The 19,023-nt window shown below is 60.6% G+C and carries 22 protein-coding genes and 1 CRISPR repeat array; of the genes, 17 read left to right on the top strand and 5 right to left on the bottom strand.

Going from position 1 to position 19,023, the window contains the following annotated elements:
- Positions 1 to 3: 3 nt before the first annotated feature.
- Positions 4 to 478: a CRISPR direct-repeat array (repeat unit 35 nt; unit sequence GTTGCAAACAAAAAGCCCCGTAAGGGGATTGAAAC).
- Between the two features lie 164 nt (positions 479 to 642).
- Both WKI89_RS15285 and WKI89_RS15280 read left to right on the top strand, forming a co-directional pair.
- Positions 643 to 801 carry a hypothetical protein gene (locus WKI89_RS15285; protein WP_337871069.1) on the top strand — a complete coding sequence of 53 codons (159 nt, stop codon included), beginning with the start codon at positions 643 to 645 and terminating at the stop codon, positions 799 to 801.
- A gap of 180 nt (positions 802 to 981) precedes the next feature.
- Positions 982 to 1,644 carry a PspA/IM30 family protein gene (locus tag WKI89_RS15280; protein ID WP_337871067.1) on the top strand — a complete coding sequence of 221 codons (663 nt, stop codon included), beginning with the start codon at positions 982 to 984 and terminating at the stop codon, positions 1,642 to 1,644.
- A 172-nt stretch (positions 1,645 to 1,816) separates the two neighbouring features.
- Here the strand turns inward: WKI89_RS15280 and WKI89_RS15275 are convergent, their stop codons facing one another.
- The gene (locus WKI89_RS15275; protein WP_337871065.1) at positions 1,817 to 2,575 is read right to left on the bottom strand and encodes a hypothetical protein; all 759 of its coding nucleotides are present in this window, start codon (positions 2,573 to 2,575) and stop codon (positions 1,817 to 1,819) included.
- A gap of 58 nt (positions 2,576 to 2,633) precedes the next feature.
- Between WKI89_RS15275 and WKI89_RS15270 the strand changes: the two genes are divergently transcribed.
- From WKI89_RS15270 to WKI89_RS15250, 5 genes are all read left to right on the top strand, one after another.
- Positions 2,634 to 3,107: a hypothetical protein gene (locus WKI89_RS15270; protein WP_337871063.1), complete on the top strand. Its 474-nt coding sequence runs from the start codon at positions 2,634 to 2,636 to the stop codon at positions 3,105 to 3,107.
- 9 nt (positions 3,108 to 3,116) lie between these two features.
- Positions 3,117 to 3,797: a hypothetical protein gene (locus WKI89_RS15265; protein WP_337871062.1), complete on the top strand. Its 681-nt coding sequence runs from the start codon at positions 3,117 to 3,119 to the stop codon at positions 3,795 to 3,797.
- Between the two features lie 106 nt (positions 3,798 to 3,903).
- The gene (dxs, locus tag WKI89_RS15260; RefSeq protein ID WP_337871060.1) at positions 3,904 to 5,763 is read left to right on the top strand and encodes a 1-deoxy-D-xylulose-5-phosphate synthase; all 1,860 of its coding nucleotides are present in this window, start codon (positions 3,904 to 3,906) and stop codon (positions 5,761 to 5,763) included.
- Between the two features lie 197 nt (positions 5,764 to 5,960).
- Positions 5,961 to 6,146: a hypothetical protein gene (locus WKI89_RS15255; RefSeq protein WP_337871058.1), complete on the top strand. Its 186-nt coding sequence runs from the start codon at positions 5,961 to 5,963 to the stop codon at positions 6,144 to 6,146.
- Positions 6,147 to 6,185: 39 nt separating this feature from the next.
- A complete protein-coding gene (locus tag WKI89_RS15250) occupies positions 6,186 to 6,809 on the top strand; it encodes an MBL fold metallo-hydrolase (RefSeq protein ID WP_337871056.1) in 624 nt (207 codons plus the stop codon).
- Between the two features lie 10 nt (positions 6,810 to 6,819).
- Here the strand turns inward: WKI89_RS15250 and WKI89_RS15245 are convergent, their stop codons facing one another.
- A complete protein-coding gene (locus WKI89_RS15245) occupies positions 6,820 to 7,179 on the bottom strand; it encodes a rhodanese-like domain-containing protein (RefSeq protein WP_337871054.1) in 360 nt (119 codons plus the stop codon).
- 102 nt (positions 7,180 to 7,281) lie between these two features.
- Here WKI89_RS15245 and WKI89_RS15240 point away from each other — a divergent pair, with 102 nt between their 5' ends.
- The 6 genes from WKI89_RS15240 to WKI89_RS15215 all read left to right on the top strand — a co-directional run bounded on the left by WKI89_RS15240 (position 7,282) and on the right by WKI89_RS15215 (position 12,420).
- Positions 7,282 to 7,959: a thioredoxin family protein gene (locus WKI89_RS15240; protein WP_337871053.1), complete on the top strand. Its 678-nt coding sequence runs from the start codon at positions 7,282 to 7,284 to the stop codon at positions 7,957 to 7,959.
- Positions 7,956 to 8,324: a rhodanese-like domain-containing protein gene (locus tag WKI89_RS15235; protein ID WP_337871051.1), complete on the top strand. Its 369-nt coding sequence runs from the start codon at positions 7,956 to 7,958 to the stop codon at positions 8,322 to 8,324. Before WKI89_RS15240 ends, WKI89_RS15235 begins: the two co-directional genes overlap by 4 nt.
- Before the next feature lie 17 nt (positions 8,325 to 8,341).
- Entirely contained in the window at positions 8,342 to 8,599 is a 258-nt protein-coding gene (locus tag WKI89_RS15230; RefSeq protein ID WP_337871049.1) for a metal-sensitive transcriptional regulator, read from the top strand.
- Between the two features lie 459 nt (positions 8,600 to 9,058).
- Positions 9,059 to 10,384, top strand: coding sequence for a DUF4129 domain-containing protein (locus tag WKI89_RS15225; RefSeq protein ID WP_337871047.1), 1,326 nt, complete (start codon positions 9,059 to 9,061; stop codon positions 10,382 to 10,384).
- Positions 10,381 to 11,310 carry a MoxR family ATPase gene (locus WKI89_RS15220; RefSeq protein ID WP_337871046.1) on the top strand — a complete coding sequence of 310 codons (930 nt, stop codon included), beginning with the start codon at positions 10,381 to 10,383 and terminating at the stop codon, positions 11,308 to 11,310. Before WKI89_RS15225 ends, WKI89_RS15220 begins: the two co-directional genes overlap by 4 nt.
- A 3-nt stretch (positions 11,311 to 11,313) precedes the next feature.
- Positions 11,314 to 12,420, top strand: coding sequence for a DUF58 domain-containing protein (locus tag WKI89_RS15215; RefSeq protein WP_337871044.1), 1,107 nt, complete (start codon positions 11,314 to 11,316; stop codon positions 12,418 to 12,420).
- On the opposite strand, the gene WKI89_RS15210 is transcribed toward WKI89_RS15215, so the two are convergent.
- A complete protein-coding gene (locus WKI89_RS15210; RefSeq protein WP_337871042.1) occupies positions 12,417 to 14,051 on the bottom strand; it encodes a GGDEF domain-containing protein in 1,635 nt (544 codons plus the stop codon). The two genes, WKI89_RS15215 and WKI89_RS15210, sit on opposite strands and share 4 nt — an antisense overlap.
- A 173-nt stretch (positions 14,052 to 14,224) precedes the next feature.
- On the opposite strand from WKI89_RS15210, the gene WKI89_RS15205 reads away from it, so the two are divergent.
- Positions 14,225 to 14,701, top strand: coding sequence for a tRNA (cytidine(34)-2'-O)-methyltransferase (locus tag WKI89_RS15205; RefSeq protein ID WP_337871040.1), 477 nt, complete (start codon positions 14,225 to 14,227; stop codon positions 14,699 to 14,701).
- 19 nt (positions 14,702 to 14,720) lie between these two features.
- Here the strand turns inward: WKI89_RS15205 and WKI89_RS15200 are convergent, their stop codons facing one another.
- Positions 14,721 to 15,788, bottom strand: coding sequence for a [LysW]-lysine hydrolase (locus WKI89_RS15200; protein ID WP_337871038.1), 1,068 nt, complete (start codon positions 15,786 to 15,788; stop codon positions 14,721 to 14,723).
- A 163-nt stretch (positions 15,789 to 15,951) separates the two neighbouring features.
- Here WKI89_RS15200 and WKI89_RS15195 point away from each other — a divergent pair, with 163 nt between their 5' ends.
- The gene (locus tag WKI89_RS15195; protein WP_119339645.1) at positions 15,952 to 16,191 is read left to right on the top strand and encodes a ferredoxin; all 240 of its coding nucleotides are present in this window, start codon (positions 15,952 to 15,954) and stop codon (positions 16,189 to 16,191) included.
- A gap of 48 nt (positions 16,192 to 16,239) precedes the next feature.
- On the opposite strand, the gene WKI89_RS15190 is transcribed toward WKI89_RS15195, so the two are convergent.
- Positions 16,240 to 17,481, bottom strand: coding sequence for an MFS transporter (locus WKI89_RS15190; RefSeq protein WP_337871035.1), 1,242 nt, complete (start codon positions 17,479 to 17,481; stop codon positions 16,240 to 16,242).
- A 309-nt stretch (positions 17,482 to 17,790) separates the two neighbouring features.
- On the opposite strand from WKI89_RS15190, the gene WKI89_RS15185 reads away from it, so the two are divergent.
- Entirely contained in the window at positions 17,791 to 18,216 is a 426-nt protein-coding gene (locus tag WKI89_RS15185) for a hypothetical protein (RefSeq protein ID WP_337871034.1), read from the top strand.
- 100 nt (positions 18,217 to 18,316) lie between these two features.
- A complete protein-coding gene (locus WKI89_RS15180; RefSeq protein ID WP_337871032.1) occupies positions 18,317 to 19,021 on the top strand; it encodes a response regulator transcription factor in 705 nt (234 codons plus the stop codon).
- The last annotated feature ends 2 nt before the right edge of the window (positions 19,022 to 19,023 follow it).

Raw genomic sequence — 19,023 nt, 5'->3', positions numbered from 1 at the left:
AACGTTGCAAACAAAAAGCCCCGTAAGGGGATTGAAACTGAGGTGGTGTGCCTGGTCTCGCCGGCCTCGAACACATGTGTTGCAAACAAAAAGCCCCGTAAGGGGATTGAAACTTATGGGCTACATCTAAATATTTCTCCAACTCCGCCATGTTGCAAACAAAAAGCCCCGTAAGGGGATTGAAACAAATCGCGGCCACCTCGAACACGTCTCTGCCGTATACGTTGCAAACAAAAAGCCCCGTAAGGGGATTGAAACACGTAGACAGTCAGCCCCAGCCCAACGGCGACGATTGTTGCAAACAAAAAGCCCCGTAAGGGGATTGAAACTAGAATCGCTCGCAACAGGCACCTCAATATCAGACACTAGTTGCAAACAAAAAGCCCCGTAAGGGGATTGAAACGGGCTCAGTGGTAGCCATGGTTACCGCCTCAATGAGGCGGGTTGCAAACAAAAAGCCCCGTAAGGGGATTGAAACCGTCAGGAGCCCGAAGGAGGTGCATCGTGACAGTGCGAATTTTCCGTTCCAGTGATGGGCAGACGTTTTTGCGGGAAGTGCCTAGTGACGAATACTGGCATACCGCTGTGTCTTAGCTGGCCCTAGAGGTGTTCACAGAACCGCTCAACATCGTGTTGCTTGCAATGAGTGACAACATCATGTCGGGCCGGATTGAGGACAGCAACACCCAAGACTCCATTGGGCTGTACCAGTGCTTTATGGGCGTGCCCGTAGAACTGGCTGTAAAGATGGATAAGCGGGTTATTTATGTACCCAAGGAGGAAGCGGATGAACGAGACTGAAGTTGCAAACAAAAAGCCCCGTAAGGGGATTGAAACTCCTTCGTCATACAATTTACTCCTTTTGCCGGAGGCGGTCGGTTGCAAACAAAAAGCCCCGTAAGGGGATTTTTTATTTTTGGCTTGGTTGGGCCTTGGTGGTAACTGGGGAGTGCGCTACACTGGGTTGCAGGAGGAACAAGTATGGGTATTCTCGACCGCCTTTCCCGCCTGATTCGGGCCAACATCAACGATCTGATTAAACGGGCCGAAGACCCCGAAAAAATCATCGAGCAGGCCCTGGAGGATATGCGCTCTACGCTGCGCGACGCCCGAATGGAAGTGGCCGAGGCCATGGCTGAGCTGAAGAAGCTCGAGCGCGACCAGCAAAATTACGCCGAACAGGTGCGGGCCTGGGAACAAAAAGCCGCCGAGGCCCTTAAGGGCGAGCGGGAAGACCTAGCGCGCGAGGCGCTCAAGCGCAAACAACAGGCCCACGCCCTAGCCGATGGCTTTGCCCAGCAGGTGGCCCAGCAACAGACCCTGGTCAATCAGCTCACCACCCAGCTCAAGGCCCTGGAAGGCAAAATCCAGGAGTCTGAGGCCAAGAAAGCCCTGCTCATTGCCCGCAAGAAAGGCGTGGAGGCCGCCGAGACGGTGCGCCGGTTCGAGTCTAAGGTGGATACCCACAGCGCGGTGGAAGCCTTCGAGGATATGGAGCGCCGCATCGAGGCCATGGAAGACAAACACGCGGCCCTTTCGGAGATGGACAAGAGCAACGTGGAGAAAGAGCTCGAGAGCCTGGGCGGCAGCAAAGAAGTCGAGGACGACCTCGCCCGCCTCAAGCGTGAGCTGGGGATGGCGTAAAGGCAGCAGTGCATCGAAGGGTACAGGCCCCCGAGAAAATCGGGGGCTTTTAGTTGCGCCAGGGTAGATTGGCAAAACCAGCGGAATCGGCAAGGCGTACCTGACGCAATTCCCCACCGATCTTTGGGGACCGGATCTCGCATTTCAACTATGGAGACACTTTTTGTGGGTGTCAGCCGGTGTTTGGTATGGTTGCCTCGGCCAAAGCTAAGGCCAACCCTGCTTTGGGTGAGAGGCCCAGGGGCTCATAGCCCAGGGCTTTGGCAGCCACGTCGCCTTCCAGGGCTACCAGCAGGGTGGGGTAAAGGGTGCTGTCCAGGTGGGGCTCCAGAACGGCCCGCGTGTACGCCAACTCCTCGGCATCCAGCCGCTGCGCCACACCCGCATAGGCCAGGGCCTGGCCTTCATAGACCAGAATCTCGCGCAGGGTTTTGGGCAGGGGCTGGTGGTACAGCCACACCCACCGATAAAGGTAGAGACGGGTCTGCTGACGGATGTACTCGGGCGAGGGTTCCTCGGAAGTCCAGCAGGGGATCGAGACCCAGGCATAGCGGTGGGTGTTCTGTAGCTCGTGCTCCGAGTGGCCCCACCATCCCTTGGCTGTGGTGAAACGGTTGGTCCAACCCCCCTTGGCATCGTCTAGAACCGTGAGTGAAACCTTGAGGTGGGTTTGAACTGGGGGTAGTTGTCCAGTGGCCTCCTCCATCGCGGTCTGGGCCAGGGCTTCGGCATCCATTGCCAGCAGTCGCTGCACATACTCCAGCGCGTGTTCTTTGGCCATCGGATTGGCCGCGACCAGCGGCACCAGATCCAAATCGTCGCCCTGGGCGTTCAACATCTTAGCTAGATAAGCTCGGAAGCGTTCTGGGTTGCGCGGCATCTGGTAGAGGGCTTCTAGGTGATGCAACAGCGGCACATACTGCCAGGGCATGCCTACAGCGTAGGCGGTTTTGCACTTTTGGAAGGTGGCTGCGTATCCTTAAGGCACCATGGCAGGCATTGCCTTAGCGGAGTTGATGTTGCTGCTGCTGGTGGTGGGGCTTCTGGTCTGGGCTTTTGGCGCCGGCCGTAACTTGCCGCAGACCCAACGTGAACAGGCCCACCGGTTGGACACGGCCCTGGCCGAAATCCAGCAGCAGGGGGAGGGGCTGCCCCATTTGCGCGAGCCGCTTAAACAGGTACGGCAGTACGGGCGGGATTTGCGCAAATTGCTGCCGCACCTAGCCGAACTCGAGCGCTTCTTGGCCAAACCCAACACCGAAGGCTCCACCCGGGATCGCCTGCTGGTGCGCCACCACGAACTAAACCAAAGCTTCCAGCGTGGCGTGGAGTACCTCGAGCGTCTAGCAGCCGAACTGGTGCTGGTTTCGGGAGCCCAGGAACCCCCAGCCCTGACCGAGTTACCGCAGTTCTTAATCGAATTGCGCGAAGTTTTACATCCACCCGCTTCCCATCAAGGGTAAATTAGGGCGATGCTACGAATCTTTGTGCCCATTTTACTATTGTTGGCAGCTTGTGCGCCGCGCCCCACCGAACCCCAGACCAACACCGCCCTCATCCAGGGGCAGGTGGGTTTCTACCCCTCGCAGCCAGGACTGGACTGGGTATACCTGCCGCCACGGGCTTCCATTGGAGACCCTCCGGTGCGCCTCTCCATCATTGGGCCGACCACCTTCGAAGGCCAGCCGGTCATTCGTTATCGGCTGAGTGGGCGGGGTTTGGAGCGCTCCTACTACCGCCAGGTGGATGCCAGTGGTGTACGGCTTCTGGGTATCGAGGACTTTGACCGACTCCAGGTAGCCCGCTACACCCCGCCCATCCAGGAATATCCGCCCCAGGCCAGCCTTACGGTGGGCGCACGCTGGGGCGGACAGACCCGCGAAGTCATTGAGTTGCGGTCCAACAACCAAGTCACCAGGGTCAGCGACCGGATGCTGGAGTACACCTACAGCGTGCTGGGTAAATCCAATGTTACTGTTCCAGCGGGGAGCTTTGAAGTCTTCCGCATCGGACTGGAATACCGCGACCCCAGAAACACCAACCTGCGGGAAAATTTCGAGCTGTGGTTCTTTCCGGGAGTAGGGGAAATTTTCAGCTCGGTGAACTTCAGCGACCAGGGTGGGCTTTCGCTGATTGACCGCAATTTCAAATAGGCGCCTTTGTTCCCTGGGGTACTGCACCAGGTTCACAAACCACTAAAGTTGAGGGCAAGATGTAGGCAGTAGCCGTACCTTTGCCCAATCGTTTTGGGAGGCACATGTGATTCTGCAAAAGGTCAACCAACCGCAAGACCTAAAAACCCTCTCGCAAGAAGAGCTGCTGCAATTGGCCGAGGAGTTGCGCAGCGAGATTATCCGGGTGTGCGCCCAGAACGGCGGCCACCTGGCCTCCTCGCTGGGGACGGTGGAGCTGATTGTGGCCCTGCACCGGGTGTTCGACTCGCCCAGGGATCGCCTGTTGTTCGATGTGGGCCACCAGGCCTACGCCCATAAAATCCTGACCGGGCGCAAGGGGGTCTTCCACACCATCCGCCAGGAAGGAGGTATCTCGGGCTTTACCAAGGTCTCGGAGAGCGAGCACGACGCCATTACGGTGGGCCACGCTTCCACCTCGCTGGCCAACGCCCTGGGCATGGCCATTGCCCGGGATACGGTGGGCGAAAACTACCACGTGGTGGGCATCATCGGCGACGGGGCCCTGACCGGCGGGATGGCCTTGGCTGCCCTCAACGTGATTGGCGAGCGCAAGAGCAAGCTGCTGATGGTTCTCAACGATAACGAGATGTCCATCTCGGAGAACGTGGGGGCCCTGAACCGCTACTTCAAGGAGTACCAGACTAAAAAATGGGTACAGGACACCCAGAAGTGGGGCAAGCAGGTGCTGGAGGGCATCTCGCCCCGGCTCTTCAACCTGGTAGACCGGGCCAAGGAGGCCGCCAAGCTGATGCTGCACCAGGAAAACCCCTTCTACGCCTGGGGCATCCGCTACGTGGGGCCGGTGGACGGGCACGACCTGCCGGGCCTGATTCACATTCTGGAGCAGATTAAAGAACTCGACGGCCCCACCCTGCTGCACATCGTGACCCGGAAGGGCAAGGGCTATGGGGTGGCCGAGGAAGACCCCATCTACTGGCACGGGCCGCCCGGCTTCAACCCCCAGAACCCCGAGAAGGTGAGCAAAGGCTACTCCTGGTCGGCGGCCTTCGGCGACGCGGTAACCGAGCTGGCCTATAGGGAGCCCCGGCTTTTCGTCATCACCCCGGCCATGCGCGAGGGTTCGGGGCTGGTGAAGTACTCCCAGACCCACCCCGAGCGCTATCTGGACACCGGCATCTGCGAGGATGTGGCGGCCACGGTGGCGGCGGGTATGGCCCTGCGGGGCCTCAAGCCGGTGCTGGCCATCTACTCGACCTTCATGCAGCGGGCCTACGACCAGATCATCCACGACATCGCCATCGAGAACCTGCCGGTGGTGTTTGCGGTGGATCGGGCCGGGATTGTGGGGGGCGACGGGGCCACCCACAACGGGGTTTTCGACATCGCCTACCTGCGCACCGTGCCCAATGTGCAGATTGCCGCCCCCAAGGATGCTTTGGAGCTTCGGGCCATGCTTAAGAAGGCCCTGGAGCTGGGCGGGCCCATCGCCATCCGCTACGCCCGCGACAACGTGGAAAAAGCCTCCGAGGGGGCCTGGCCCGAGATCGAGTGGGGCCGCTGGGAGGTGCTGAAGGAGGGCTCCAAGGCCTATATCCTGGCCTTTGGCAAGACCCTTAAGTATGCCCTCGAGGCCGCCCAGGACCATCCCGAGATTGGCGTTATCAACGCCCGGTTCCTCAAGCCGGTGGATAAGGGGATGCTGGAGGCGCTGGCCCTGGAAGGCTACAAGCTGGTCACCACCGAAGACCACCAGAAGATGGGGGGCTTTGGCAGCGCGGTGCTGGAAGCCCTCAATGAGCTCGGATTGAAACCCGATATCCGCGTGCTGGGCCTGCCGGATGTGTTCTACGACCACGGCTCCATTCCCCGCATGCACCGCGAGGCCGGCATTGACGCTGCGGCCATCCGGGTTGCCCTGGCCGAGATGGGCCTCGAGGTCAAGGCGGCCACCCGACGGGTGTGAATTCCCTCATACAGGTTTGCGCTGGCTTTGCTATCCTAGACTTGGTTGGGGAGTAGCTGACCGCAAACGCGGGTGTCGGGGCCGTCAGTACAGGGCTAAAACCCTCGGTCAAGACAAGTCGAAGCAAACTTCAGCGAGACCACCACGGCAAAAACCCGTGGTGGTTTTTGCATGGTGAAAGGAGCGGACAAGACGCGATGAAGAAAATTCTTTTCAAACTGCTGGCTTTGCTGGCTGGGAGATTGTTGGCCAAGCGCTCTGGTTATGGCCGACCCTACTACCCGGCCCATTACGACCCCTACTACCGGGGCGGGTTTTTCAAGCCCTACAAGTACAAGAAGAAAAAGAGCTGGCGCAAGAAGCTGTCGGAGTGGCTGGACTAGCCCATGGCCTTATGCGTCGGGTAGTAGGCTTAAGGACGAATGAAAATCTTTGCGCTGGTGGCCAATACCTACTTGCTGGACACGCCGCAAGGCCCGCTGCTGGTGGACTCGGGGATGCCGGGCGAGCGGCGCAGGCTCGAGCGCTATTTGGGCAGTGTGAAGCCTGCTGCCCTGCTGCTCACCCACCACCACCTCGACCACGTGGGCGGAGCCTGGATGCTCTGGGAGCGCTACGGGCTGCCCATCTATGCCCATCCGCTCGACATCCCCTTCATTAGCGGGGAAGCGCGCCGCCCACCTTTTCCGCCCATTCCCTGGCTGGGCGACCGGATTGCCAACAGCCCCAAGCCGCTGCCCAAAGAGGCCCTGACACCCGTTGAAGAGGGCGCGGAAGTGATGGGCTGGCAGGTGGTGCACCTGCCCGGCCACACCCCCGGGCAGATTGGCCTGCTACGCGAGGGGGTTTTGCTGGCCGCCGATGCCCTGCGGGTGGGTGCGAGAGGCCCCTGGGTTCCCCCGGTCATGGTCAACCACGATACCCAACAGGCCCGGCGCACGGTGGGGAAGATCGCCGGCCTCGAGGCCCAGAAGATCTACGTGGGGCACGGGCCGCCCACCACCATTCAGGCGGTGCGGGCCCTGGCGGAAAAGCTGGGGGTTTGAAACCGACAGCCTAACGCTGTAAATCCCCCTTCTTCACCGGTAGCCCCGCGGCCTGCCAGGCTGAAATTCCCCCGGCTAGGTTGTAGACCTCGAGGCCCCTCTCGGCCAGAAACTCGGCGGCTTGTTGGCTGCGGCTGCCGCTCTCACAAAAGCAGATGATGGGCCGGTCTTTGGGCAGGCTTTCCCAGCGCCGGGCCAGCTCGGCCAGCGGCAGGCCCTGGGAGCCCGGTATTTTGCTCAGTTTGCGCTCGAGGGGGGTGCGCACGTCAATTAGAAGGGCCCCGGCCTTGAGCTTTTCCTGGGCTTCCAAGGCCTTAATCCGGGGCACCTTGGCCCTCAACCCCAGCAGGTTTTTGAACCAACCCCACATGCTTTTAGTCTAGAGGTCAACCACCCTTGCGAAATATATCCCCTGGGGGTATGATGGGGATATACCGGTGGGGGTATAAACACCCCGCTTGAAGGAGAAATCATGTTTCTAGACGAGAAAATCCAAGCCCAGGTGCGCGAGATGCTGGCCCCCATCCAAACGGCGGTGGAATTGGTCGTGTTTACGGCTTCAGGCATTGAACTACCGGGGCAGGAAGTGGGGCTTCAGGACGAAACCCTGGGCTTGCTGAAAGAAGTGGCGACCCTGAACCAGAACTTGAGCGTGGAACAACGTTCCTTGCACGCTGACCCTGAGGCCCAGGCCTTGGGCCTGAGCTATGCGCCCACCATTCTGCTACGGGAAAAAGGCTCGAACCGCAACAACATCCGCTTTCTGGGGCTACCGGCTGGCTACGAGTTCAGCACCCTGATCGAAACCTTGCTGATGCTGGGCACCGGCGAGAGCAAGCTGGGTGAAAAGTCGCAGGCCGACCTGCAAAAAGTTGCCTCGCCGGTACGCATGCAGGCCTTCGTGACCCCTACCTGCCCTTACTGCCCGCAGGCCGTGCTGGCGACCTACAAGCTGGCCTACCACAACCCCAACATTATCGCCGAAGGGGTAGAGGCCAACGAGTTCCCTCTGCTCTCGAGGCGCTACAACATCTCGGGGGTGCCCGATACCATCATCAGCGGTGCAGTCCAGCAGCGCATCCTGGGCGGGCAGCCCGACCGGGTCTTCGTGGAGGCGGCCATTAAGGCCAGCGCCGGGGTGATGGCATGAAGACCCTTGCCAGCCTGGTGGTCTTTCTAGCGGCCTCGTTGGGGTTGGCCCAGGGTTTCAAAATTGTGACGGTGGATGACCTGAACCGCGCCCTATCCAACCCAAAAACTTTTGTAATTGATGTGCGCACCCCGCAGGAATATGCCGAAGGGCATGTCCCTGGAGCAGTTAACTGGCCTTTGCAACAAATCGAGAGCTGGTGGAGCAAAGTCCCCAAAGATCGGGTGGTCTACATCAAGTGCAACACCCAGAACCGCAGCAGGGTTGCCGTGCAGTACTTGCTGTCCAAGGGATATCGGGATCTAAACCTGGTCACTGGCGGTATCCAGGCCTGGTATGCACGCGGGTTCAGGGTCGCACGCTAACAACCATTGGAGCAACCATGACCGCAGAAATCGGCGATAAAACCAAAATCGTCCATCGCTTGCGCCGCCTGGAAGGGCAGGTACGCGGTCTGCAAAAAATGGTCGAGGAAGACCGGGAGTGCAAGGATATCCTGACCCTCTTGAGTGGGGTACGCAGTGCATTGGACTCAGTGGGCGAAGAGATTCTCGAGGCCTACCTGGCCCAGTGCCAAACCGACCTCGAGCCCCCCACGCCGGCGCAGCTGGTCGAGGTGGTGCGGCTGCTGCGGAAATAAAGTTGTATAGCTCATTAAGAGGGGCTGTGTTGCCCCTCTTTTTTGCCACTGATTTTTTCCGGGTTACCCCCAGACGACATAAAACCAGCCATCGTATAGCAAGCTAGACAACCCGTGCAAACACACTCAGATATTTACCACTTTGGAGCCCCAGATGGACGGAATGCCGACAAGAGGGCCTTTTTCGGGGAAGTGGCAGTCCCGAATGCGCATACATGCAGTTTGCTCGGGCTGGGATGCTGCGTTGTACCAAGCCAGCGCCCCAATTGCAAACACCGAAAATATGGTCAAAACAACGGCAACTTTCATAAATTTTCCTTTCGTGCGTTAGGATAGCACTTTTTTTTGCTCGTCAAGGCCTAGAATAGGTCAAGATTCGGTGTAGATTTAAATCGCTTATCAATCTCTATGGGCTCTAAGGGTTTTTTTGTTTCCAGACAAACAGGATCAAGTGAGCTGTTGGCTCGGTGGGCACTGGTGGTGGGGTTGGGGGGCGTTTTACTGGGTGTGGTCGCACCGGAACTGCGCCTAGGGCTGCTGTTGGGAATGGGGCTATTTGTGCTCTTGTGGCGTAGCCATTACCGGGATGGCTTCCTGTGGTTTTCTGCTTTTCCGGGTCTTTTGTACCTTCTCACTTCCTCGGCTTCCTGGGAACAGGCCTGGAATAACTGGTTCCAAACCACCTCATTACTTTGGATATTTGGTGTGATGGTGGGCAAGATGCTGCGGCAGGAGCGCAGGGCTTTATGGCCAGGTCTAGGATTGCTGATTTTCTACCCTTCGGGTTTGGTTTTGGCTGTGCTGCTGGGGTTACATCTGGCCTGGGGGCTGGTTTGGGAGTGGTCCAAAGCCCAAAGCATCGGGCGCGGGTTTTGGTGGAACCCGGCAGGTCTCGTGGCCCTGGGACTCTGTGGCGCCCTTTTCGTGCTCGGGTTGGGTCATTTGGAACTGCGGCTGCCAGGCCCTGCAGCTCCAATCGAGCAGATGCGACCCCTCGAGACACCTTCGGCCCCCACCATCTGGGAAGCCCCCGAGGCCTCGAGGCCTGCGGTGCGCTGGGTACGCCCGGCTGGCTCGCCCCTCGAGCCCTGGTTGCCTTTTTTGAACCGGGCCTTGGATGGGTTGCACCTGGCGATGCTTCTGATGGTAGCTCTGGTGCTGGTGCTGACTTTCTGGGGAAATAGGGCCAAGGGTGTGGCGGGCCGGGGCTCCTTTCTGCTGCCGGTTCTGGCGGTGGCCCTTACCTGGGCCTTGCTGCTCTCGGGGCTGCGGGGAAGTGGTCTAGGGGGTGGTTGGGTTTGGCCGGGCCGGGAGGGACTGCCTGCCAATCCGGTAGCGGAATGGCAGGATCGCGGTGTACCCCCCGGCTTTACCGAAACCGGATATTTGCTGGCTTTCTTGATGGCTTTGGCGGGGTTCTTTTTGCTGCTGGCTATGCTTTACTGGGTGTGGCAGCTAAAACAATCCGAAACGGGCGACCTGCCCACCCAACCGGTTCCAAACCACCCAAACTCCTCCCGTAGCGCTCTGCAAGACCCCATCCGTGAGGCCTACCGAAGTTTCGAGGAGCGCATGCAAGAATTGGGTTTGCCAAGGCCCCCTTCGTCGAGCCCAGCCCGGTTTGCGGAGGATGTTACGGCCCGACAGCCCCAGGTCAGAGGTGCGCTAATTCGACTGCTTGAGCTCTACCAGCGGGTACGTTATGGAGGTAAACCATTGCCCCAGCATGGCCAGGAGGCCCGCCGCCTGGCCGAGGAGATATCCCGGAGGTTTCCACCCCTATGATTGCATCTTGGTACCAGCGTATTGAGCAGCAGATAGAACAGGTTATTGTGGGCAAAGCCGAGGTGATTCAGCAAGCCCTGGCAGCCCTTTTGGCGGGGGGACACCTGCTCCTGGAAGATGTGCCGGGCACGGGCAAAACCACCCTGGCCCGAGCTTTAGCTCGCAGCCTGGGCCTGTCCTACCGCCGCATACAGATGACCCCCGACCTGCTTCCCAGCGACCTGACCGGGGTTTACATTTACCACAATGGCGAGTTTCGCTTCCGTCCGGGGCCCATCTTTACGGGTGTGCTACTGGCCGACGAACTCAACCGGGCCACCCCCAAAACCCAGTCGGCCCTGCTCGAGGCCATGCAGGAGGGCCAGGTTACCCTGGAGGGACAGACCCATCTCCTGCCCCAGCCTTTCTGGGTGATCGCCACCCAAAACCCCATCGAACAGGAGGGAACCTACCGCCTTCCGGAGGCTCAGCTCGACCGCTTTATCTGTCGCCTGCGTCTTCACTATCCAGAACCTGAGGCCGAGCGGGAGATTTTGCGCCGCCTGCGGGAAGCCAGCCCGGAAGCCGCCCTAGAGCCGCTTTCCAACGTACAGGAGATTGTGCAGTTGCAACAGCAGGTTCGGCAGGTGTACCTCGAGCCCGACCTCGAGGATTACCTGTTGGCCATCGTGCACGCCACCCGGCAGGCCCCCCGGGTCTTGCTGGGGGCAAGCCCCCGGGCGGCACTGGCTTTACAGCGCTTTGCCCAGGCCCAAGCAGCCATAGCAGGGCGTGACTTTGTGATACCGGACGATATTCAAAGGGCGACCGTGCCGGTGCTGGCCCACCGCCTGCTGCTGCACTACGAGGCTCGGCTCGAGGGGGCCAGAGCCGAGGGGGTACTGGAGGAAATTCTGCAAAGCCTTCCGGTTCCGGTCGAGGCTTGAACGATGTGGATCTGGCTGCTACCGCTGTTGGTGGTTTGCCTGTTGTTGCTGGGGCCGCGGTGGACTCGAGCCCGGTGCACTGTAACCTCTAAGGCTTTTTTATTCTCGGGCCAGAAGGCCGAGGCCCAGGTTCAGGTGGTGCTCCAGACCTGGGTTCCACTTTATGCCAGACTCGAGGGGGATGGGTCGGCCCCCTTGGGGGTAATGGCCTGGGGCGGACGGGCCATAGTCTGGGGGAGATGGCGTCTGGAGGACAAACTTTTATTGCTGGCGCGACGTCGTGGGGAGTATCACTTACCCGGTGTCCGGGTTTTTGTGCGGGATTTGCTGGGTGTGCTCGAGCGCGAGGTGCACCTCAGCCTAGAGCGCGGTACGGTGGTGGTCTACCCTGAGGTACACCCGGTATTGCTTCCTCACCTCAAGCGCACCCTTCTGGCCGATGGTCACCCAGCCGAGGGGGGCATGGAGGATGCCACCCGGTTTGTGGGTGTGCGGGCCTACACCCCTGGCGACCCGCTTCGACACCTGCACTGGAAGGCCACGGCCCGGTATGGACAGCTAATGATGCGGGAGTTCGAGCGGGTCAAGAGCAGTGCAATCTGGCTACACCTGGACTTGCAGGGGGAAGGCAGAATAGGAGAAGTCTACCTCGAGCATGCCGCTAGCCTAGCGGCCAGCCTGCTACGGGCAGCGTTCGAAGAGGGATTAGCGGTGGGGCTATCGTTGGGAGACAAAGCTATACCGGTAGGCTTGGGCGCTACCCACGAACAGCGGCTGCTGGCTGTGCTGGGCCGAGCCCGGCCCCAGCAGAACCCTATGCCGGTACCCGACCCGGATCCTGGTATCAACCTAATTCTCGTAACCATGCTGGCCTCGGCCAAGGTTTTGGAAGGTGCTCTTCGCGCTCGAGCCCGGACATCCCAGGTGCATCTGGTGGCTTTGCCCGAAGGGTTTTTTCTATGGCCGGGGGAGAGGGGGCGCAGGGTATTTGGCATGACAGACGGGGTGCAGCAGCTTTTGCGAAAGCGAAATCGTCTGGTCTCGGAGGGGGTGCAGGTGCACATCCTGCGTGGTAACCAAAGCGTTCTTGGTTTGGTTCACCAACCCTAAAGCTCGAGCAAATCCTCCAGGAACTGGCTGGAGGGTTGAACAGGGTAGACCCGATCCCGTCCGGCTTGCTTGGCCTCGTAGAGGGCCTGGTCGGCTTGCTCGAGCCAGCGCTGTACAGTGGCCATCGAGGGGGGAATTTCGCCGCCGGCCAGGCCAGCCGAGATGCTCAGCCGCCAGGCGATGGGGCTGATGTGCAGGGCCCGTACTTCACCCCGGATGCGCTCCAGCACCCGATAGGCGTCCTCGAGGTTGGCTCCGAACAGCACCAGACCGAACTCCTCACCGCCCAGCCGCACCGCCAGGTCGTCGCTCCGGCTGGCCTGGCGCATCAGCTCGGCCAACTGTTTGAGCACCTCGTCGCCGACCGGGTGGCCGTAGGTGTCGTTGACCCGTTTGAAGCGGTCAATGTCCAGCAGAGCCAGGGTAATGGGTTTGCTCTGCTCTCCTGCCCGGCGGATCAGGCGCTGCATCTGGCGCTCAAAACCCCGGCGGTTCAAAAGCCCGGTGAGCGGGTCGGTGTAGGCCTTGCTGCGCCATTCGTTGAGGGCCAGGGAGAGCCGCAGCCGTTCGGTGAGCAGGGGGGCCAGGGCCTCCAGCCCACGCTCGTCTTTGGGTGGGCCAGAAAAGTAGAGCCGTCCCTCGGTAGGGGTGTCGAGGGCCAGCTCGAAGGTGTGCACGTAGGGGCCGCTCTGTCCTGCCCGGATGGTCACGTCGGAACGCACTTCCAGCCCCACCAGGTTGCCAAAAAGGGGCTTGAGCCCGTCCATCACGTTTTGCAGCACCCCTTGGGGCGTAAGGTTTTGGGTGGATTGGGCCTTGGTGGAGAGGGTCTCGAGCAAGTTGACCCACAGCTCCAGTTGTCGCTCGGCATTGCTAATTCGCTGATAAATCACCAGACCAATTCCACTTAGCACCAGCAAAACCGCATAAGCCCACAGACCCAGGGTGGTCGGTAGGTAACGGTGGTTGGCTTGATCCAGCCCCATCCCCAGCAACACCAGACTGCCCAGCAGACTGACCAGAACCAGCCCCAGCAACACCTTACCGATTCGCCCGTCCCGAAGCTCGAGATACCCTCCCCAACCGATCAGAAGATAGCCCAGGGCCCAGGCGAAATACACAAACCCAGCCGGAGGCCAGCCCAACCAGAAAAGGGCCGCGCCGCCGGAAGCCTTGAGCAGCAGTCCCAGGCCCCAGACCAGACGGGCCTCGCTGGCTTGGCCTCGCAAGGCTGCTTCCAGCAGGGGCAGAGCGAACAACAAAGGCAATAGGTCGGTCAGCAAGACCACCTGAGAAAAGCGGGTGGGGGGCGCGTAGAGGGTGCTGGCTACCGCAGCCACCAGCAGCGGAACCAGGGTCAGGGTCAGGCGGGGCCGTTCGGCGGGTCGCAGTTGGTGCAGGGTTGCCGACCAGGCCAGTACCGCGATCAACAGCAATATGTCCGAGGGGTTGAAGGGGTTCTCTAGGCCATAGAGACGCTCGAGCAGCCAGACCCCATTGTGGAGCCCCCAGGCCAGCATTCCTAGGCAGGCCCAACGCCACACAGGCTCTCGCTTGGCCAGCCACCACAACACCAAACCGGCGACGGTGGCCAACAACATGAGTCCAATTTCGGGATGCGCCTCGGCCATTCCCACGAACTTAGCATTGGTTAACGGGCAAACTGGGTGCAAAACGCACACCATGGCGTTACTTTTAACTTCAAATTTCCGTTACTTTGAGATCTGGGAGCTTAATCAAGCAGTTTTCTGTGCTTTTTCCACCGGGGTAGGTGGCCAGCCTGCACTTGCGATAAAGTCGGGCTATGTTCAAGGTGGTGCTCTACCAGCCCGAAATTCCCCAGAACGTCGGCAACATTGCCCGCACCTGTGCAGCCACCGGGGCCGAACTGCACCTGATTCGTCCACTGGGCTTCCAGTGGAGCAGCGCCAAACTGCGGCGGGCCGGGCTGGACTACTGGCTCGAGGTAGATTATCTTCTGCACGATTCCTGGCAGGCTTTTCTGGAAACCTTGCCCCAGGATCGCCGGGTCTGGGCGTTTAGCAGCAAGGTGTCGCGGCTGTATACCGAGGTGCGCTACCAACCCGGCGATTACCTGTTGTTTGGGCCGGAAAGCCGGGGGCTGCCCACCGAGGCATTGGAGCGTTTTCCCGGCGTGACCATCCCCATGCCCGGCAGGGGCGGGCGCTCGCTTAACCTGGCGGTGGCGGTGGGGATTGGGGTGTATGAGGCGCTAAGGCAGGTGGGATGGGGTCTCCCAGCCAAAGTAGGGGGCGAATGAGCGCGTCGAAATCCTGGCGCTACTTAGCCAGCCAGGTAAGTGCGATACGCAAAGCCTCGACGGCCTTTAGGAACTCGGGGATTTCCACATGTTCGTTGGGGGTGTGGTCGAGGGTGGAGTCCCCCGGCCCATAGGCCACCATCGGCACCTTCCAGTGTGGGGCCACGATGTTCATGTCGGAGGTGCCGGTTTTGTACTTGAACACCGGTTCGCCCCCGGCCTGGCGGATGCCGATGCGCAGGGCGCGGGTGAGGGGGGTGTCCTTGGGGCCCACATAGGGCACCTCGCGTCCGGAGAAGTCCAGATCCAGGATGGGAGGGGCGTAGGCCGAAAGGTGGCGGATGGCCTCCTCGACCGAAAGGCGGGGGGGCAAGCGCAGGTCAAATTTCATCTCGGCGAGCTGGCGGTTGTCGGGGTGTTCGATGCGGAAGTCGCGCAGGTTGTACTGCACCTGGTTGAACGGCCCCTGACCCCCATTCATGGCCTCGGCCCAGGCCTTGATGCTGACAAAGTAGCTGATGAGTTCTTCGGCAGCGTTGGGCTCGTGGTGGGCCGAGTGGAAATTGTCCTTCTCGCGGCGCACCCGCACCAGCAGGCGGCCCTTGTAGCCCAGGGTGATGCCCTGCCAGCTCGAGGGCTCGCCAATCACCACAAAATCGGGTTTGAGCTTTTCCACCACGTAGCGGGCACCCTTGGAGCTAGGCACCTCTTCCTCGGTGGCTCCCACTAGGTGGACGGTGAGCTTCTGCAAGACCTCCGGCGGGAGGCTGGCAGCAGCCAGAATGAAGGTTACGAAGGGCCCCTTGGCGTCCACCGAGCCGCGGCCAAAAAGCTTCTCCCCCTCCAGCCGCACCGGCACTTCTCCTGGCACAGTGTCTATGTGGCCCAGCAATACCACCTGAAGCGGCCCCGAGCCAATCTGGCCACGGGCGTTGTCGGCCTCATCTACCCAGGCTTTGTGGTAGCCCAGTTTTTTCATACCCTCGGCCAGGTATTGGGCTACCGCGCGCTCCTGCCCCGAGACCGAGGGAATCTCCAGGGCGCCTTTCAAAAACTCGACGGGGTCTAGGCTCAGGCCAGTATCCATAACAGTTTTGCTGGTCTTGCAGGCCTTTTGTAGGCCAAACGCTTTCAGAATAGCACCTGCGGGTGGCGCGGGGCCTCTTGACTTCTTGCAAAATTCCTTAGAATAAAGACCAGTTTGGCGGCTCTGCCCATCTGCCCAAGCCCAACCAACGGAGGAAAAAGCCATGCCCCACGTGATTGTTGAACCCTGTATCGGCACCAAGGACAAGTCTTGTGTCGAAGTCTGCCCGGTGGAGTGCATCTACGACGGCGGTGACCAGTTCTACATCCACCCCGACGAGTGCATTGACTGCGGGGCTTGCGTGCCGGCCTGCCCGGTCTCGGCCATCTACCCCGAAGAGGACGTGCCTGAGCAATGGCACGACTACATCGCTAAAAACCGCAAACTGTCGGGCCTCGAGTAAGCCCTAAGCCCTCTTCAAAGGCCGCAGTCACGCGGCCTTTTCTTTTGGCTATGGCCTAACCGCCGCAGCCCGCCTTTTGTCGCGCCGAATCCGCCACCACAGGTAATACACCGCCACCATCCGCAGCCCCATCGAGACTAGAATGGGCAGGTGGTAGGGGCTGGGAAACAGCTTGAGTTGTGCGTGCAGGTTGCCCAGCGCCCCGCCCAGCAAAGAGCCCAGAATCCCCCCCACCGCAAAGGCCATCCAGTACCAGACCAGATAGAGGTTGCGCTTTTCCGGCGACGCGCTTTGCAGGGCTACGGTTGGTAAGGGCAGTACCGATACCCCCCAGGCCAGCGCATCGCAGACAGCCGAGATCCAAACGGTTTGTAGTTGCCCTGGCCCCCCTGCCAGCCACAGCGGGGGCAACACCAGCGCCGCTACGCTGCTGCTGAACAATAACACCTGCCAGTGTCCAATGCGGTCGGCCAGACGGCCCCACAAAGGGCTTAGCACCAGCCCACAGGTTGCGGCAATCACCGTCCAGAGGCCCACCTGGGTAAAGGTCATGCGAGCGTGCTCGAGAAACAGCGGAAACACAAACGGTCCCCCCACGCTCACCGCGCCCAAAAATAGCACCACAAAGCCTAAGAACCCCCGGAAGCGCCGGTCGGATAGGGGTTGGACGAATTCTGCTAAGCGAGGTGGTGTGCTCACCGATGGGGGTTCAAACTGTCGCCGCAAGATAAAAGTAGCGCTCACGCCCGCCACTACCGCGATTCCCAGTACCAGCAAGAAACCCAAGGGTTTGCCGGTCGCATCAATCAGGCTGCCTGCAGCTAGGTTGCCCAGGGTGCCCACCAGGCCCAGCACCCCATTGCGCAGCCCAAAGTACCGGCCCCGTAATTGATCTGGCACCAGATCGGCCATCCAGCTTGTCCAGAGCACGTTGACTGGGGCCAGGATGAACTGCGAGAGGGCAGCAATCGTCAGCAGACCCGGGATGCGCCAGGCTTCGGGCATCAGCGGTACGAACAAAGCCAGCACGAACAGCCCACGCCCAAACACCGAGAGGTTGGCGCTCAAATCCTTTCGGCTGCCCCGGAAAAAGAGGGCCAGCGGCGCGGCCATCTGCCCCACCATGGGCAGCGCCCCCAGGATGGCCAGGGCCACCGGGGGCGCCCCCAGCCACAAGGCGTAGCCGGTCATGACCATGCCGGTGCTCCAGTTGATGAATAGAATCGCGAGCAGACCCTCCCAGATGGCCAGGGTTTGCGAGCGACGCGGTTCACCAGGGGGCAGTGTCACGAGAGCCCATTATTGACCTGGGGGTCAGTTTTGCAAAGAGCGCACTTATCGCACCAACCCGGGGGAGGGGGCTCGGCTGGGTTTGCGCCTCGGTAGCCAAAAATGAGTGGGTTTGGAGGGCTGCCTGAATGGTCTGGATATGTATTTTGCGTGAAGCCATGGATTGGTTTGTTGCTCCAGAACGGCAAATTTTTTTGATGGCCGACTTAATGCTGTCTACATACGAGCCACCCGGTTCTTACACACCCCTCGCGCATACTTCCTTTCAGGAACGGGCCTAGGCCCTTCCGAGGTCGAAAGGAGAACAGTATGAAGAAGTCCATCCTGATTGCTAGCCTCACTGCTCTGGCCCTTGGTTTTGCTACTGCTCAAGATGTGCGCATTGACCAGGGCGATCCATCGGCGGTTCTGGTGCAATGGGTCAGCTTGCTGCCCCAGGAGGTGCAGTTGGACGCGTTGAACCCGCAACAGGCTCGGCTGCTCTACGATGCCCTTAGCGGCCTGTCCTATGTTTTTACTCCGGCCCAGGCAGAGGAGGTGGTGCAGGCCATACGCCAAGCCTTGCCCCAGGATGAGGTGCAAGCCCTCGAGCGCGCTGCGGCTCAGATCGCCAGCCTGAGCGGCTCGGACAAAGAAGCGCTGGTCTATTTCTCCGGGGCTGAATTTGAGGACAGCCTGCGGACAGCCTTGGCCCAACTCTCGGTAGCGGTTACCCCAGACTACCCGAGCGAATAACCGGGTTTATTCAGTCCGAAGACCTCCAGTTTTGGAGGTCTTTTTCAAATCTACACAAAGGACACCCGAATCCTTCACAGGGCTTTGCCACGCTATACCTATGTCGTCCACAGCCGATACACTAGAACTGATGGCGCTGGTACTGGTGGTGGAAGACGAGCCGGAGATCGCTGAGATTCTGGAGGGTTACCTGCGCCGGGAGGGGTTCCGCACCGAGCGGGCCTCCGATGGCCGGCAGGCCTTGAACCTGGTTCGAGCGGCCCGGCCTGACCTGGTGCTGCTGGACATCATGCTGCCGGAGATGGACGGCCTCGAGGTGCTGCGCCGCATCCGCAGCAACGGCCACACCCCGGTGATTCTGGTGACGGCCCGCGCCGAAGACCTGGACAAGCTGCTGGGCTTGGAGCTGGGGGCCGACGACTACGTGACCAAGCCCTTCAGCCCGCGCGAGGTGGTGGCCCGGGTCAAGGCGGTGCTGCGGCGGGTGGTGCTGCCCGAGGCCCCCAAAGAGGTTCTGCGGGTGGGGCCGTTGGAGATTGATAGCGAGAAGGTGGTGGCCCGGCTGGGAGGGGTGCGCCTCGAGCTCACCCCCACCGAGTTTCGCCTGCTGGAAACCCTGGCCCGTACCTCTGGCCGGGCCTTCAGCCGGGCCGAGTTGCTGGAGGCCGCCCTGCCCGACTCGGACGCGCTGGAGCGGGTGGTGGACGTGCACCTCAAAAACCTGCGCAAGAAGCTCGAGGCCGCCGGGGGCGCGGGGCTTCTGGAGACCGTGCGGGGGGTGGGGTACCGGCTCTGGACGGAATAGGC

Source organism: Meiothermus sp., assembly GCF_037443965.1.
Classification (GTDB): Bacteria; Deinococcota; Deinococci; order Deinococcales; family Thermaceae; genus Meiothermus.
This window is presented reverse-complemented; position numbering and strand designations above follow the sequence as displayed.